Source organism: Micromonospora sp. MGP-C2 (genome assembly GCF_057766525.1).
This window is the reverse complement of the sequence record NZ_JBYMEN010000002.1, coordinates 802,694-817,790: the sequence shown is the minus strand read 5'-3', so window position 1 is coordinate 817,790 and position 15,097 is coordinate 802,694. Positions and strand designations below refer to the sequence as shown.

The window sequence follows — 15,097 nt, the reverse complement described above, 5'->3', positions numbered from 1 at the left end:
AATGTCCGGTGGAGGCGTTCAGGCGGCTGGTGCCCCTCCCGGTCTTCAAAACCGGTGTGGTCCGGGACCCGGGCCAGGCGGGTTCGATTCCCGTCCGTCTCCGCCAACCAGTGCAGGAGATGACGCGATGGGTGACGGGCCGGTGGACCCGCGACGCCGGGTGCCCCGCACCGACACGCTGCTCGCCGACCCCCGGCTGGCCGCGGCCAGCGCGACGCTCGGCCGGGACCGGGTGAAGGCGGTCGTCACCCGGGCCCAGGAGCGGGCCCGCCGTGGCGAGCTGCACCCCGATGACGTACGCGACGCCGCGGTCGCCGCGCTGCCCGCGTCGGGCCCCCGCGTGGTGCTCAACGCCACGGGCGTCGTGCTGCACACCAACCTCGGCCGGGCGCCGCTGTCGTCGGCCGCGGTCGCCGCGGTGGTGGCCGCCGCCGGGCACACCGACGTGGAGTTGGACCTGAGCACCGGTCGGCGTGCCCGTCGCGGTCGCGACGCCCTCGACGCGCTGGCCGCCGCCGTGCCCGACGCGGGCGCCGTGCACGTGGTCAACAACGGCGCCGCCGCGCTGGTGCTGGCGGCCACCGCGCTGGCCGCCGGCCGGGAGATCGTGGTCAGTCGGGGCGAGCTGGTCGAGATCGGCGACGGCTTCCGCCTGCCCGACCTGTTGGAGAGCACCGGCGCGCGACTGCGGGAGGTGGGCACCACCAACCGCACCACCCTCGCCGACTACGCCGCCGCCCTCGGCCCGCAGACCGGGTTCGTGCTCAAGGTGCACCCGTCGAACTTCCAGGTCACCGGCTTCACCTCGGCAACCCCGGTCAAACAACTGGCCACCCTCGGCGTGCCGGTGGTCGCCGACATCGGCTCCGGTCTGCTCACCGCGGATCCGCTGCTGCCCGACGAGCCGGACGCGGCCAGCACCCTGCGCGCCGGTGCCACGCTCGTCACGGCCAGCGGCGACAAGCTGCTCGGCGGCCCGCAGGCAGGGCTGCTGCTCGGCGACGTCGCGCTGGTCGACCGGCTGCGCCGCCATCCGCTGGCCCGGGCGTTGCGGGTGGACAAGCTCACCCTGGCCGCGCTGGCCGCCACCCTGCACCAGCCGGACACGCCCACCCGCACGGCGCTGCACGCCGACCCGGGTGTGCTGCGCAGCCGGGTGGAGCGGCTGCGCGACCGGCTCGGAGCGGACGGCCGCAAGGCGGAGGTGGTGCCGGCCGCCGCGGTGGTCGGTGGCGGTGGGGCGCCCGGCGTCGAGCTGGACTCGTGGGCGCTGAGTCTGCCCGAGCGGTACGCGGAGCCGCTGCGCACCGGCGACCAGCCCGTGCTCGGGCGGGTGGTGCGGGGCCGGCTCCTGCTCGACCTGCGCTGCGTGCCCGAAGAGGCCGACGAGACGGTCCGCGCGGCCGTGCTCCGCATACCCGGGGACGACTGACGTGTTCGTCGTCGCCACCGCCGGGCACGTCGACCACGGCAAGTCGACACTGGTCCGGGCGCTGACCGGGATGGAACCTGACCGGTGGGCCGAGGAACGCCGCCGGGGGATGACCATCGACCTGGGGTTCGCCTGGACGACGCTGCCGTCCGGCGGCACCGTCGCCTTCGTCGACGTGCCCGGGCACGAGCGGTTCGTGCCGAACATGCTCGCCGGTGTCGGCCCGGTGCCGGCGGCGCTGATCGTGGTGGCCGCCGACGAGGGCTGGATGCCGCAGTCCGCCGAGCACCTGGCCGCGCTCGACGCGCTCGGTGTGGCGTACGGCCTGGTGGCGGTGACCCGCGCGGACCTGGCCGACCCGGGGCCGGCCATGGCCCGCGCCCTGGCCGAGATCGGGGCGACCAGCCTCGGCACGGTGCCGGCGGTGGCGGTCAGTGGCCTGACCGGCGCCGGCCTGCCGGAGCTTCGGGCCGCCCTGGACCGGCTCGCCGCCGGGCTGCCCGCGCCGGTCGTGGACGACCCGGTCCGGCTCTGGGTGGACCGCAGTTTCACCGTGCGGGGCAGCGGCACCGTGGCCACCGGCACCCTCGGCGTCGGACGGTTGCGGGTGGGCGACGAGTTGGAGCTGGCCGGGGCCGACGAGCCGGTGCGGGTACGTGGCCTGCACTCACTGGGCGAGGCCCGGCCGGAGGTGACGGCGGTGGCCCGGGTGGCGGTCAACCTGCGGGGTACGCCCCGTGACCGGCTCGGTCGTGGCGACGCGCTGCTCACCCCGGGCCGGTTTCACCACACCGACCTCGTCGACGTGCGGCTGACCGGCGATCCGGCGGCCGACCTGCCGGCCACCCTCACCCTGCACGTCGGGTCGGCGGCCGTGCCGGTACGGGTCCGCCCGCTCGGCCCGGACACCGTACGCCTGCGGTTGGCTCGTCCGTTGCCGCTGCTGGTGGGCGATCGGGCGCTGCTGCGTGACCCGGGGCGGCACCACGTGACCGGCGGGGTGCGGGTGCTGGACGTGGCGCCGCCACCGCTGGCCCGCCGGGGTGCCGCCGTCACCCGCGCACAGGTCCTCGCCGAGTTGGACGGTCGTCCCGACCTGGCCGGGGAGCTGCGCCGTCGCCGGCTGGTTCGGGCCGGTGCGCTGATCCGGATGGGTGTGCCGGTGGACGCCGCTCCGGTGGCCGGTGACTGGTTGGCCGACCCGGCGCACTGGCGGCGGCTCGGCGAGCAGGTGACCGAGGAGGTCGCCCGCTACGCCAGGGAGCACCCGTTGGAACCCGGGATGCCGGTGGACGCGCTGCGCCAGCGCCTCGCCCTGCCCGACCGGGTGCTGGTCGAGGCGTTGGTCCGGCCGCCGCTGCGGATCCACGCCGGGCGGGTCGGGGCGGCGGGCGCCGATGCGCTGCCCGAGCCGGTGGCCCGGGCCGTGCAGCGGGTCCGCGCGGAGTACGGCGACCGGCCGTTTCGCGCCCCCGAGGCGGACCGCCTCGTCGACCTCGGCCTGGGGCCACGCGAGATCGGCGCCGCGGTGCGGGCCGGCGCGCTGCTGCGGCTGGCCGACAACGTGGTGTTGCTGCCCGACGCGCTCGACGACGCGGTCCGGGTGCTGGCCGGGCTGCCGCAGCCGTTCACGCTCTCCGCGGCCCGGCAGGCGTTGGACACCACCCGCCGGGTGGCGGTGCCCCTGCTGGAGTTGCTGGACCGTCGGGGCGCGACCCGACGACTGCCCGACGACGTCCGCATCGTCCTTACCTGAGGGCGTGGCGCCCGCCGGGTCAACCGCTGTCAGTCCAGGTCGGACATGTCGAGCACGAAGCGGTAGCGGACGTCGTTTCGCCGGAGGCGGTCGAGTGCCGTCTCCACCTGCGCCGACGGGAGCACCTCGACGTCGGCGGCGATGCCGTTGTCGGCGCAGAACTGGAGCATCTCGGCTGTTGAACGGCGGCCTCCGCTGCCGGCGGAGCTGAGCTTCTTGCGGCCGACAAGCAGGTCCATCGCCTCGACGGTGACCGGGCCCAGGTATCCGAGCAGGCTGAGGGTGCCGTCCATCGCCACCACCTTCAGGTACGGGGCGAGATCGTGCGAAGCGGAGATGGTGTCGATGACGACGTCGAAGGTGTCGCGTGTCGCTGCCATCTGGCGGGTGTCGGTGGAGTCCAGGAGATCGTGTGCGCCGAGCCGGAGGGCATCGTCGCGCTTCTCCTGGGTGCGGCTGATGACGGTCGTGGTGGCGCCGAGTGCCACGGCCAGCTTGACCGCGAGGTGACCCAGGCCGCCGAGCCCGGCCACGGCGACGCGACTGCCGGAGCCCACGCCGAGGGAACGCAGCGGTTCCCAGACTGTGACGCCGGCGCACATCAGCGGGGCGGCTGCGGCCGGGTCGAGGCCGGAGGGGAGTGGGTAGGCGAAGCGGTCCCGCACCACGTACTCGCGGGAGAAGGCGCCCAAGGTGGTCGACCCGTCCCGCCGGTCGGTGCCGCCGTAGGTGAGTGTCGGGAAGGAGTGGCAGAAGTTCTCCTGTCCTGCTCGACACATGGCGCAGGTGCCGCAGGAGTCGACGATATTGCCCACCGCGACGCGGTCGCCGACCGAGAAGGCAGTCACCTCGGCCCCGGTCCCGGTCACCACACCGGTGAATTCGTGACCGGGCACCAGAGGCGCTTTCGCGTGCTGGTCATGGTCGCGCAGGGAGTGCAGGTCGGTGTGGCACACGCCGCAGTAGTCGACTCGCACCGCCAGATCGTCTGGGCGCAGGTCACGGCGTTCCAGCGACGTACGCCGCAGCGCCGTCGGGCCGCTCGCCCGCCATCCGATGGTCGTTCGCATACACACATCCTTAAACAGACTGTTCGGTCTGTCGACCGTAGCCCTGGTCGCGGAGAGAAGCAAACCAACTGTTCTGTTGCTAGAGTGGCGGCATGCCGGAGCAGCCCCTGACCTCGCGCGGCACCGCGACCTACCAGCGCATCCTGGACGCCGCCACCGAGGAGTTCGCCCAGCACGGCATCGCCGGAGCGCGCATCGAACGCATCGTGACGGCGGCGCGCACCAACAAGGCGCAGCTCTACGGCTACTTCGGCTACAAGGAACGGCTCTTCGACGCGATCTTCCTCAGCTCGCTGGAACGCATCACGAACGTGGTGCCGATCGACGCTGACGATCTTGCCGACTGGGCCGTTCGCCTCTACGACGAATACCTGCGCCGCCCCGACCTCATCCGCCTCGCGACCTGGACGCGACTGGAGCGCCGGCCCGCCGGGCACCTGGTCGAGACCCACCAGCACTACGACGATCGCAAGCTGACGGCCATCGCCGAGGCGCAGGCCGCCGGGCGGGTACGTACGGGCGACCCGTTCGACCTCATGGCTCTGGTCATCGCCATGTCCATGGCCTGGTCGCCGGTCAGCAACGTCTACGCGGCCAGCAACCAGGAACCCGACGACGTTCATGATCAACGCCGCGCCCTGCTGCGCGACTGCGTTCGGCGAGCCACTGTGCCGAGGGACCAGGATCAACCGGACCGTTGACCACCGCACGGCCGTCAGTCGCGGCCGATCCGGGGCTGACAGGATCGCGCCGGGGTGCGACGGTGGGCTGATGGTCGACGTCACCCCTTCCCGGTCACGGCCCTCCGGCCGCCGGTGGCGTGAGATCGTCCCGGTGGCATTGCGTTGGGGTCTGCCGGTCCTCTGGGTGCTGTGGGCGTCTCTGGCGTGGTGGGTCGAGCCCCGCGAGTCGACCGAGGCTCGGCTCGACCGTGATCTCGCGGCCGGCCGGGTGGTGAGCGTCCAACGGGCGCAGGGCTGGGCCGACGACGGCGCCTACTGGGGCAGCCGGCCGCGGCCGCAGTACGCGGAGTACGGCGGGATGCTGGCCTGGACCGTGTCGAACGGCCAGAGCCGGTACACCTTCGACGTACCGCCCGACCCGGACTCGTACCTCGGCGAGCCGGACCGGTCGGCCGGCGCCGGGCCCGACTGGCGGGACGCCCGGCTCGCCGCCATTCCGGACCGGTGGAACACCGCCGGCGGCTGGACGCACCGGATCGCGAACGTGGCCGCACTGCTCGCTGGCGCGCTGACCGCGCTGTGGCTGGCCCGGCTGATCGGCGGCGCGCCGCCCCTGGCCGGCACCCGGTGGTTCTGGTTCTGGGTCGGGCTCCTGCCGTTCGGGGTGGGTGTGCTGGCCTGGACCTACCGTGAGCTCTGGAGGCCACCGTCGGCGCCGGTGCTCGACCGTGGCTCCGGGTGGCGTGGCTTCGGCTGGCTGGTCCTCGCGGGAGTGGGCATCAGCCTGTTGGTGTCCACTGCCCGGGTCGTGATCGGGACGACGGTGGTGCCGGGCTGAGCGTGCTGGCCAACCGGCCCCCCCGGCCGGCGGCGGTCACCTACGGTGACGCCATGGACCCTTCGGCGGTCTGGCGGGACAGGCAGCACCGGTGGCGGATCGAGGCGTACCGCGCGCCGGACCTGCGCTTCGCCATCTACGCCACCAACGGGCCCACCGAGTCCGTGCCGCTGTGGCTGTTCGGGATGTCGGCGCTGGCCCGGTGGCTGATGACGCACGCCATCTCACTGGACGACCTGGAGGTCGACTGAGCGGGGCGCGGTCGCGAACCAGGCCCGGGGACGGCCCCGCTGCGGTTGAGTGACCTGAGGCGGCGGACGGGGGTGCGCGATGGGCGGTCAGTTCGGGCAGTTGGCGCTGGTGGCCGTGCTGGTGCTGGTCAACGCCGCGCTGTCCGGCAGTGAGATGGCGCTGGTGACGCTGCGCGAGGGGCAGTTGCGGCGGCTGGGCCGACGGTCCCGCTCCGGCGACCGGTTGGTGCAGCTGTCCCGCGACCCGAACCGCTACCTGGCCACCATCCAACTCGGCATCACGCTGGCCGGCTTCCTCGCCTCGGCGGCGGCTGCGGTGTCGTTGGCCGAGCCGCTGGTCGGCCCGCTGGGTTTCCTCGGCGGCGCGGCCCGTCCCGCCGCGGTGGTGCTGGTGACGGTGCTGCTGACGTTCGTCACGCTGGTGTTCGGCGAGCTGGCCCCGAAGCGGCTGGCCATGCAGCGGGCGGAGCGGTGGGCGTTGCTGAGCGCCGGCCCGCTGGACCTGCTCGCACGGGTGTCCCGACCGGCGGTGTGGTTGCTCAGCCGGGCAACCGACGCGGTCGTTCGGCTCGCCGGGGGTGACCCGCGGGCCAATCGGGAGGAGATGACCGAGGAGGAGTTGCGGGAGATGCTGGCCAGCCAGCGCGGCCTGTCCGCCCAGCAGCGCGAAATCCTGACCGGCGCGTTCGACATCGCCGGCCGGACACTGCGCGAAATCCTGGTCGCCCGCCGGGAGGTGATGACACTGCCGGCCAGCCTCACCGCCGACGAGGGGGTGCGCCGGCTGGCCGCCGCCGGGCGGTCCCGCGCCCCCGTCACCGGTCCCGGTGGCCTGGACGAGGTGCTCGGGGTGGTGCACATCCGCGACCTGGTGCGGGCCGGCACGGCCCCGGTGGGCGAGCAGGTCCGGTCGCCGCTGCTGCTGCCGGTCACCCTGCCGGTCGCCGACGCGTTGCGTCAGCTTCGCCAGGAGCACGAGCAACTGGCCCTGGTGGTGGACGAGCACGGTGGCATCGACGGCATGGTCACCATGGAGGACCTGCTGGCCGAGGTGGTCGGCGAGTTGTACGACGAGACCGACCGCGACGTGCGCGGGGTGGTTCGGGAGGCGGACGGGTCCGTGCTGGTGCCCGGTGACTTCCCGCTGCACGACCTGCCCGACCTCGGGGTGCGGCTGAGTTTCCCGTTGTCGCGCGACTACACGACGGTGGCGGGGTTGGTGCTGGCCCGGCTGCGGCACCTGCCCTGTGAGCCGGGGGAGACGGTGCGTCTGCCCGGGCTGACTCTTGAGGTGGTGGAGGTCCGCGATCGGGCGGTGCGTCGGGTGCGGTTGCGCGGCTTCGTCAGCGAGCGGTGACCTGTCACCCGGTCGATGGACAATAACCAACAATACGGCTAAACGGGGCGCGCCCGCCTACTGTGCGATATGTGAAGGACCGAGGGTTTCGTACGTTCGTCACGGTGCTGGCCGGCCTCGCGGTGATCTACTTCGGTAGTGCGGGTCGCAGCCCCGAGGAGGGCCGTGGCATCTCCGGCGGGGTGGTGGTCCTGGCGCTGCTCGCCGCCCTGCTGGTGTGGCACCTGACCCGGCCGGGAGACAAGACGGTGAAGTGACCGCCGTCAGCGGGCGGCGACGCGGGTGACCTCGCCGGCTGACTCCTCGCCGAGCGCAACCCGGACCAGCGCCGACGCGAGACGGCCGAAGTCCGGTTCGTCGACGAGGGTGGCCAGCCCGTGCGGGTTGCCGGGCAGGCCCAGCCGCTTCGCTCCGGCGAGAGCCCGCCGGTCGGCGTACGGGCGCAGGTCGGACCAGACCGTCTGCGCCTCGCGCAGGTAGATGTCCGCGCCGGTGGGGCCGATGCCCGGGAACTCGGTGAGCCGCCGACGCAGCCCGACGGGGTCGCCCTGGGCGTCGCGGTGCAGCCGTCGCAGGTCACCGTGCCAGCGGTCCAGGCACAGTCGGGCGCCGGTGCCGAGCATGGTGGCGGTGCGCTCGTCGTAGCGGCGGTAGTGGCCCCGGCCCAGCGCGTCGACGCGTTCCTGCCAACTGGCCGCCTCCATCGCCTGCGGCGTGCGGTAGCCCGCGGCGAACAGCTCGCGTGCCGCGTCCACCGCCACGCACGCCCGGATCCGGGTGCTCAGCAGGGTGGTCAGCACCAGCAGCTGGTACAGCGGCCCGGGGCGGTCGGAGAGCCGGATACCGGCCTCCTCCGCGTACGTGCGGCCACGCCGGTCCAGCAGGACCCGCACCACCGTTCGATCGTTGCCCACACCGACCGGGTACCCGATCCGGGCCCTGCTAGCCGTCGCGTCGGCGACCACTGTCGGAATGCCGCCGGGGTGGGCGGGTATGCGACGGTGGAGGCGGTCGATGCCGCCCGCCGTACCGGGAGGGAGACACCCATGGTCAACCCGCAGCAGGAGGAGTTCCGGCGTAACGCCAAGGGCGCCACCAGTCAGGACAGCAAGGGGCCCAAGCCGACCGGTCATCCACTCAACCGCGGATCGTCGCGGGGCGATGAGGGGCGCCCGGTGCCCAAGGGGCAGGTGTCGCCGTACGGCCCGGCCGGTGAACCGGTGGCCGAGGACGACAGCGACACCCGCTGACAGACCTTCAGCTAGCGACCGCGATCGGACGGCCGCCGCAACCTGTTCCAGGTGGCGGCGGCCGTCAGCCCGTACGCCAGGTGCGGAACGATGTCGGAGATCCAGTCGGAGCGCCGCCACGTACGCGGGTCGCTGATGCCCAGCGCGGTGATGGACCCGTCGGTCATCGTCATCACGCCGGCCCCGAGCACGCCGGCGGCCATCGGCAGCGGCTGGCGCCGGCCACCGGCGTAGAGCGCGAACGCGACGCCGGCGGCGATGCCCAGTCCGTAGCCGATCAGCGGGCCGAGGCCCGAGCGGCGGTTGGCCGCCCGGGCCCCGGACCCAGGTTCACGTGCGCGATATCGGCCAACCGGTCGACGGTCTCACCGGGGACGTCGCTCTCCGGTCGAGCCCGCAGCGCCACGTCCAGATAGCTGACCACGTTCAGCGCGGTGCTGCCGACGGCGCCAGCGATGGCGCCGTCGGCAAGGTCGACCCTCCTCATTTCGGGTCGCCCGGTTCGCGCTCACTCTTGGGACCGTACGTGCGCTCACCACGCACCACACCCCGCTGGCCGCGATCCTCCTGCAGGATCCTGTTCGCGACCTGGTTGGCCTTGCCGTCGGGTACCCGGCGTCCGGAGTCGTCGATCGCGTTGCGCAACCGCGCCCGCTGCTTGTCGTACGCGTTGCTGCCCGGCCGTGGTCCTGGCATCTGCTGCCTCCTTCGTCGGTCCGGACGTCTACCCGTCTCGCGACGGGCCAACCCCGGCCTAACGCGGTGCGCGGACCACGGCGACCGGGCAGTGCGCGTGGTGCAGCAGCGACTGGCTGACCGACCCCAGCAGCAAACCGGACACCTCGCCACGCCCCTGCCCACCGGCCACCACCAGTTGGGCGGAACGGGACGCCTCGGCGAGCACGGCGCCCGGCCGGCCATGGACCGCCCGGCAGGTGAGTCGCACCGTCGGGTGCTGCTCGGTCAGCCCGCTCAGCCACTCGGCGAGCATCCGGTCCTGCTCGCCGTGCAGCTTCGCCTCGTCGTACACCAGGGGTTGCATGTCGCCCGGCCCGCTGCTGCCCGGGTGCCGGTAGGCGTGCATCGCCACCAGCGGCACCCCGCGCGACACGGCGGTCTCGGCGGCGAAGTCGGCCGCCTGCCGGGAGGCCGCCGAACCATCCACCGCGACCAGCACCGGTTCGTCGGGTCGTTGCTCGCCGCGGGCCACCAGCACCGGGCAGTCGGCGTACGCGGCGACCTGCACCGCGACCGAGCCGACCACCAGCGTGGAGAAGCCGCCCAACCCGCGGTCGCCGAGCACGATGAGCGCGGCCGTGGGGGATTCGCCCACCAGCACCGCCGCGGCCTCGCCGTCGATGATCTCGCCGGAGATCGACAGCCCGGGTACGGTCGCCTCGGCCTCGGCCACCGCGGCCTCGACGAGCTCCTCGGCCTGGTGGCGAAGCCCACCGCCGGGCGGCGCGTCCGGGGCGGGGGAGACCGGCACGTGCAGCAGCGGCCAGATGAAGCCGTGCACGACCCGCAGGGGTCGCTGCCGGCGCGCCGCCTCGGTGGCGGCGAGGCGAACGGCGCGCAGCGCCGGCTCCGAGCCGTCGACGCCGACCACCACCGCCGCGTTGTTCGCCGAGTTCACCGCCCACCTCCCGCTCGCGGCCAGTATCGCGGGCCCGGGCGCCTCCGCGTCGCGATACCGCCGACAGCGTCCCGGTCGGTACGCTGGCGACGAGCGGCCGGGGAGGGGGCGTCATCGATGGGTGAACCGGACCAGCCGAGCACGGCACGCATGATCGACTTTTGGCTCGGCGGGGAGCATCACTTCCCGGTCGACGTGGCCGCCGCGAACGCTTTCGAGCAGGCGTACGGGCCGTGCGCGCCGGTGTTCCGGGAGCTGCGGGCGTTCCTGGGTCGGGCGGTGCGGGCGATGGCCGAGCAGGGCGTGGACGGGTTCCTGGTGTTCGGCGCGGGGGTGCCCACGATGGGCAACGTGCACGAGGTCGCCACCGACGCGACGGTGCTCTACACCGACGTCGACCCGGTCACCATCCGGCTGGGGCAGAGCATCCTCGCGGGCAGCGACCGGGCCGGCTACGGCTTCGGCGACGCGACCGACATCGGCACTGTCGACCCGGCGCAGCTGCACCGCTTCGTCCCGGGCTGGGGTCGACGGCCGGTCGGGGTGGTCTTTCTCGGGCTCGCCGCGTTCCTCGACGACGACACGCTGACCCGCACGCTCGACGAGCTGTACGCCGCCGCCGCGCCGGGCAGCCTGCTCGCCGTGGACTTCGACACCGAGGAGCTGGCGGGTCACCCGCAGGCGCTGGCGATGATGGGGCCGCAGTTCCGGATGCGTCCACCGGCGGCGTTCGCGCCGCTGCTGGGTCGCTGGGTGCCGACGACGGACGGGATCGTCCCGGTCGCCCAGTGGCGGCCGGAGGGTCCGCCGGCGCAGGTGCCGGACGCGTTCCACGGCGTGCTCGCGGCCCGGGACGGCGACTGACCGCGCCGGTTTGGTCGTCCGGGGCGTCCGTATGATGCTTGCCCTGTAGCAAGCTTCTGGAGAGGACGACCATGGTTGACGTGCCGGACGTGGTGTCGCGCGCACTGCGCGACGCCCCGCCCGACCAACTGGCGGAGGCGGCGGACCGGGTGATCCGGTCGACGTTGGGCGCGCTGCGCACCGACGTGTTCGTCGCCGACTACCGGATCAGTGGGCTCTGGCCGCTGCTGGATCCGGATCTGCCGGCGGCGGGCTTCCTGGCCTGTCACACCGTGGCTCAGCGGTGTTTCAGCAGTCAGCAACCGGTGCGCGACGGCGATGGCCCGTGCCGGCTCTACCTGCCGTTGACGGTGTGGGGGGAACGGCTGGGTGTGCTGCTGATCGAGCTTCCCGACGTGGCCAACCCGGCCGTCACGGGCCGGGCGACGGACATCGCCGGCGCCCTGGCGGTGGCGATGCGTGCGGCGGACCGGGAGACCGACCGTTACCGGCGGGCGCGCCGCCGCGAGCGAATGACGATGGCCGCCGAGATGCAGTGGGATCTGTTGCCGGGCCGCAGTGTGGCGCACCACGCGTTCGATCTGGCCGGTCAACTCGAACCTGCCTACACGGTGGGTGGGGACCACTTCGACTGGTCCCTGGACGGCGACCGCCTGACCGTGACGGTGCTCAACGGCGAGGGCAACGGTCTGACCGCGTCGATGCTGACCTCGGTCACGGTCAACGCGATGCGCAACGCGCGCCGCTCCGGCGGGGGCCTGGTGGAGCAGGCCGAGCTGGCCTCGGACACCGTCTTCTACCAACACCGGGGTCGTCGGTACGTGGCCACCCTGCTGCTGGAGGTGGACACCCGCACGGGTCAGGTACGGGCGGTCGATGCGGGTTCCCCGCACATGCTGCGGGTGCGGGGGTCCGTGGTGGAGCCGGTGAAGCTCGATCAGCAGATGCCGCTGGGCATGTTCGCGGAAACTCGTTACGAGCTGCAGGAGTTGCAACTCGCCCCCGGTGACCGCCTCTTCGTGGTCAGCGACGGGGTGTGGGCCGCCGAGCCGGCGGGTCGGGAACCGTACGGGGACCGGGCGATGGCGCGTTCCCTGCGCGCCACGCGGTTGCAGCCAGCGGCCGAAGCGGTTGGTACGGTGATGCGCGAACTGCACGCCTACCACGCGGATTCCGATCTGCGCGACGACGCCGTCGTGGTCTGTCTGGACTGGCACGGTCCGCGTGGGCGGAGCGGCGGGTGAGGGTGGCCGCCGCTCGGCCGGGCGGTCAGCAGCGCGACGACGGCAGGGGACATCGGGTGGAGCGACCTGCGGATCTCGCCGCGGCGATCGACGCGGCTGCCGAGACACTGATCGCCGTTCTCGACTCGGCCGCGTCGCGGCGCCAGGTGCCGCCGACCCAGTTGCGGGTGCTGGCGTTGATCAGCAGCCGGCAGGAGACAAACGTCAACGGGTTGGCGGAGCTGCTGGACGTGGTGCCCTCGTCGGCGAGTCGCCTCTGTGACCGGCTGGAGGCGACCGGGCTGTTGCGTCGGGTGGCGGATCCACGCGACCGGCGTGAGGTGCGACTGGTGCCGACCGCGGCGGCGCTGACCCTGCTGGGGGAGTTGGCCGAGCGGCGGCAGCGGGCGGTGCAGGCGGTGTTGGATCGGATGCCGACGCGGATGCAGCACGACCTGTTGCTGGCGTTGCTCGCGTTCGGCCGGGCGGCGACGCAGTCGGTGCCCGAGCAGCAGACCGATCCCGCAGCGCAGACGGCGTGAGCGCGACCCTCCTTCCACTAGTATCCTAGGACGCTCTACGCGTGGTGATCCACGCCACAGATCGGCAGAGCCGCACCGGGACGCCGCACGACGGCACCCGGGACGCTGGGGCAAGCCCGATATAGTGACAGCGCACTTACCCGGCCCGCGATCTCGATGATCGCGGGCCGCATCAGGGGAGGGCCCCGCCCGGGGCCGCAGGGGGAGCCGGTGGTGGCCGGCCCGACAGCGCGTACGACCCTCAGCCACGCTCGACGTCGGCTCGGGGCCCACGTGCCGTGGAGGAGGATCGGTGTCGCGTCGGCCGGCTCGGGCAGAGCAACCGCCGGACACCGGTGACCAGACTCCCGGCAACCAGGTGCTCACCCTGCCCAACCTGATCAGCTTCGGGCGGCTGCTGGGCGTGCCGCTCTTCCTCTACCTGTTCCTGGTCGAGCGGGCCGACGTGGCGGCGATCATCGTGCTGGCCATCGGCGGCACCACCGACTGGGTCGACGGTTGGATCGCCCGCCGACTGCGCCAGGTGAGCCGACTCGGTGAGCTGCTCGACCCCCTGGCCGATCGGCTCTACATCCTCGCCACCCTGCTCGCCTTCACCGCGCGGGAGGTGGTGCCGTGGCAGTTCACGGCGGCGCTGCTGGCCCGTGAGCTGCTCCTGCTCGCCTCGCTGGCGGTGCTGCGCCGCTACGGCTACGGGCCGCCGCCGGTGCACTACATGGGCAAGACCGCCACGTTCCTGCTGCTCGCGGCGTTCCCGGTGCTGCTGTTGGCCACCGAGTGGAGCGCGGCGTCGACGGCGATGGCCGCGATCGGCTGGGGGCTGGCCTGGTGGGGGCTGGTGCTCTACTGGGTGGCCGGTGGCATGTACGTCGTGCAGGCGGCTCGGCTGGTGCGCGCGGCGCGCGGCCCGGGGGCGGCGGCGTGAGCGCGCCGGAGCCGGGCAAGCCCCGCCAGGACCGGGTGTACGCGCCGGATTTCCTCACCGAACTGTTCCGCAACCCCCTGGACCCGGGCTACGCGGACGCGGCGGCCGCCCGTCAGCGGTCGGCGTCCACCGGGCGCGCCGCGGGATGGCGGGCCTGGCCGACGCGGTCGGTCAGTCTGGTCGTGCTGGTGATGCTCGGTTTCCTGTTCGCGGTCGCGTACCGGCAGACGATGGCGGACGAGCCGGGGCGCAGCCAGGCCCGTTCCGGCCTGGTGGCGCAGATCAAGGAACGGGAGAACCAGACCGACCGGTTGTCCACGCGCGCGGATCAGCTGCGCGAGGAGGTCAGCCGGCAGCGCGACGCGGCGTTGAGCGGGTCGGCCGCCGCCCGGTTGCGGGACATGGAGGCGAGCACGGGGCTGGGTCGGGTGCGCGGTGACGGTGTCGTGGTGCGGTTGGCGGATGCTCCGGACAAGGCCGACGCGGTGACCGGTGCTGGCGCTGGGCCGTCGCGGGTGCTCTACAGCGATCTGCAGGGGGTGGCGAACGCGTTGTGGAGTGCCGGCGCGGAGGCGGTCTCCATCAACGGGCAGCGGTTGACGTCGACGTCGACGATCCGGTCGGCGGGTGAGGCGATGCTGGTGGATTTCCGGCCGGTGACCGGGCCGTACGAGGTGTCGGCGATCGGGCCGGGTTCGATGCGGCGCAAGTTCGAGGACAGTCGTAACGCGGCGTTGATGCGGGAGGTCGCGCAGAAGACCGGGTTGTCGTTCGGTGTGCGGGAGGCGGATCACCTCACCCTGCCGGCAGCTCCGGAGCCGCAGCTACGCTACGCCAAGCCGTCGGTCAGTCCGAGCCCTTCCGCGTCGGGTGTCCGTTCCGGCAGTCCTGGGTCGTCTGGTCCGACGACGACCGTTAGCCCCTCCGGAGGTGGCCGATGATCGCGGTGCTGGCGTTGCTCGCCGGTGTGGTGCTCGGTGTGTGGCTTGATCCCACGGTGCCGGCGGCGTTGCAGCCGTACCTGCCGATCGCGGTGGTGGCCGCGTTGGACGCGGTGTTCGGTGGGGTGCGGGCGAGGTTGGACCGCATCTTCGACGACAAGCAGTTCGTGGTGTCGTTCATCTCCAACGTGCTGGTCGCTGGTCTGATCGTGTATCTGGGTGACCAGTTGGGGGTGGGCGGGCAGTTGTCCACCGGTGTGGTGGTGGTGCTGGGTGTGCGCATCTTCGGCAACGTGGCGGCGATCCGCCGGCACCTGTTCCGGGCGTAG

Annotated in this window: 18 protein-coding genes, 1 tRNA gene and 1 pseudogene; 15 read left to right on the top strand and 5 right to left on the bottom strand. The window is 73.1% G+C overall.

Annotated features, from left to right (window positions below; all coding sequences use genetic code 11):
* Window positions 1-10: 10 nt before the first annotated feature.
* The 3 genes from AC3CF1_RS03465 (at window position 11) to selB (ending at window position 3,188) form a co-directional block, all read left to right on the top strand.
* Window positions 11-106, top strand: a tRNA-Sec gene (locus AC3CF1_RS03465).
* A gap of 21 nt (window positions 107-127) precedes the next feature.
* Entirely contained in the window at window positions 128-1,432 is a 1,305-nt protein-coding gene (gene selA, locus AC3CF1_RS03460) for an L-seryl-tRNA(Sec) selenium transferase (RefSeq protein WP_488449508.1), read from the top strand.
* Window position 1,433: 1 nt separating this feature from the next.
* Window positions 1,434-3,188, top strand: coding sequence for a selenocysteine-specific translation elongation factor (selB, locus tag AC3CF1_RS03455; protein ID WP_488449507.1), 1,755 nt, complete (start codon window positions 1,434-1,436; stop codon window positions 3,186-3,188).
* A 29-nt stretch (window positions 3,189-3,217) separates the two neighbouring features.
* Here the strand turns inward: selB and AC3CF1_RS03450 are convergent, their stop codons facing one another.
* On the bottom strand, window positions 3,218-4,258 hold the full coding sequence (locus AC3CF1_RS03450; protein ID WP_355163109.1) for an NAD(P)-dependent alcohol dehydrogenase: 1,041 nt from the start codon (window positions 4,256-4,258) through the stop codon (window positions 3,218-3,220).
* 92 nt (window positions 4,259-4,350) lie between these two features.
* Here AC3CF1_RS03450 and AC3CF1_RS03445 point away from each other — a divergent pair, with 92 nt between their 5' ends.
* The 5 genes from AC3CF1_RS03445 to AC3CF1_RS03425 all read left to right on the top strand — a co-directional run bounded on the left by AC3CF1_RS03445 (window position 4,351) and on the right by AC3CF1_RS03425 (window position 7,644).
* Entirely contained in the window at window positions 4,351-4,959 is a 609-nt protein-coding gene (locus AC3CF1_RS03445; protein ID WP_488449506.1) for a TetR/AcrR family transcriptional regulator, read from the top strand.
* A gap of 70 nt (window positions 4,960-5,029) precedes the next feature.
* Complete coding sequence (locus AC3CF1_RS03440; RefSeq protein WP_488449505.1) at window positions 5,030-5,779, top strand: hypothetical protein; 750 nt, start codon at window positions 5,030-5,032, stop codon at window positions 5,777-5,779.
* Window positions 5,780-5,832: 53 nt separating this feature from the next.
* The gene (locus AC3CF1_RS03435; protein WP_030327722.1) at window positions 5,833-6,030 is read left to right on the top strand and encodes a hypothetical protein; all 198 of its coding nucleotides are present in this window, start codon (window positions 5,833-5,835) and stop codon (window positions 6,028-6,030) included.
* A gap of 79 nt (window positions 6,031-6,109) precedes the next feature.
* On the top strand, window positions 6,110-7,387 hold the full coding sequence (locus tag AC3CF1_RS03430) for a hemolysin family protein (protein ID WP_488449504.1): 1,278 nt from the start codon (window positions 6,110-6,112) through the stop codon (window positions 7,385-7,387).
* Window positions 7,388-7,458: 71 nt separating this feature from the next.
* On the top strand, window positions 7,459-7,644 hold the full coding sequence (locus AC3CF1_RS03425; protein ID WP_030492012.1) for a hypothetical protein: 186 nt from the start codon (window positions 7,459-7,461) through the stop codon (window positions 7,642-7,644).
* Between the two features lie 6 nt (window positions 7,645-7,650).
* Here the strand turns inward: AC3CF1_RS03425 and AC3CF1_RS03420 are convergent, their stop codons facing one another.
* Complete coding sequence (locus tag AC3CF1_RS03420) at window positions 7,651-8,301, bottom strand: hypothetical protein (RefSeq protein WP_088951762.1); 651 nt, start codon at window positions 8,299-8,301, stop codon at window positions 7,651-7,653.
* Between the two features lie 132 nt (window positions 8,302-8,433).
* On the opposite strand from AC3CF1_RS03420, the gene AC3CF1_RS03415 reads away from it, so the two are divergent.
* On the top strand, window positions 8,434-8,637 hold the full coding sequence (locus AC3CF1_RS03415; RefSeq protein ID WP_091397934.1) for a hypothetical protein: 204 nt from the start codon (window positions 8,434-8,436) through the stop codon (window positions 8,635-8,637).
* Between the two features lie 11 nt (window positions 8,638-8,648).
* Here AC3CF1_RS03415 and AC3CF1_RS03410 read toward each other — a convergent pair.
* The 3 genes and pseudogenes from AC3CF1_RS03410 to AC3CF1_RS03400 all read right to left on the bottom strand — a co-directional run bounded on the left by AC3CF1_RS03410 (window position 8,649) and on the right by AC3CF1_RS03400 (window position 10,273).
* A pseudogene (locus AC3CF1_RS03410) lies at window positions 8,649-9,124 on the bottom strand (hypothetical protein).
* Entirely contained in the window at window positions 9,121-9,333 is a 213-nt protein-coding gene (locus AC3CF1_RS03405; protein ID WP_088948250.1) for a phosphatidylethanolamine-binding protein, read from the bottom strand. Before AC3CF1_RS03405 ends, AC3CF1_RS03410 begins: the two are co-directional and overlap by 4 nt.
* Before the next feature lie 58 nt (window positions 9,334-9,391).
* The gene (locus AC3CF1_RS03400) at window positions 9,392-10,273 is read right to left on the bottom strand and encodes a universal stress protein (RefSeq protein WP_354981961.1); all 882 of its coding nucleotides are present in this window, start codon (window positions 10,271-10,273) and stop codon (window positions 9,392-9,394) included.
* A gap of 117 nt (window positions 10,274-10,390) precedes the next feature.
* Here AC3CF1_RS03400 and AC3CF1_RS03395 point away from each other — a divergent pair, with 117 nt between their 5' ends.
* The 6 genes from AC3CF1_RS03395 to AC3CF1_RS03370 all read left to right on the top strand — a co-directional run bounded on the left by AC3CF1_RS03395 (window position 10,391) and on the right by AC3CF1_RS03370 (window position 15,097).
* Window positions 10,391-11,137, top strand: a complete 747-nt coding sequence (locus AC3CF1_RS03395; RefSeq protein WP_488449503.1) for an SAM-dependent methyltransferase — start codon at window positions 10,391-10,393, stop codon at window positions 11,135-11,137.
* A 71-nt stretch (window positions 11,138-11,208) separates the two neighbouring features.
* The gene (locus AC3CF1_RS03390) at window positions 11,209-12,381 is read left to right on the top strand and encodes a PP2C family protein-serine/threonine phosphatase (RefSeq protein WP_354981959.1); all 1,173 of its coding nucleotides are present in this window, start codon (window positions 11,209-11,211) and stop codon (window positions 12,379-12,381) included.
* Between the two features lie 56 nt (window positions 12,382-12,437).
* A complete protein-coding gene (locus AC3CF1_RS03385) occupies window positions 12,438-12,902 on the top strand; it encodes a MarR family winged helix-turn-helix transcriptional regulator (RefSeq protein WP_488449502.1) in 465 nt (154 codons plus the stop codon).
* Window positions 12,903-13,194: 292 nt separating this feature from the next.
* Window positions 13,195-13,827, top strand: a complete 633-nt coding sequence (gene clsA, locus AC3CF1_RS03380) for a cardiolipin synthase ClsA (protein ID WP_354981958.1) — start codon at window positions 13,195-13,197, stop codon at window positions 13,825-13,827.
* Complete coding sequence (locus tag AC3CF1_RS03375; protein ID WP_488449501.1) at window positions 13,824-14,768, top strand: DUF881 domain-containing protein; 945 nt, start codon at window positions 13,824-13,826, stop codon at window positions 14,766-14,768. The genes clsA and AC3CF1_RS03375 overlap by 4 nt, the downstream gene beginning before the upstream one ends.
* Window positions 14,765-15,097: a small basic family protein gene (locus AC3CF1_RS03370; RefSeq protein ID WP_030327710.1), complete on the top strand. Its 333-nt coding sequence runs from the start codon at window positions 14,765-14,767 to the stop codon at window positions 15,095-15,097. Before AC3CF1_RS03375 ends, AC3CF1_RS03370 begins: the two co-directional genes overlap by 4 nt.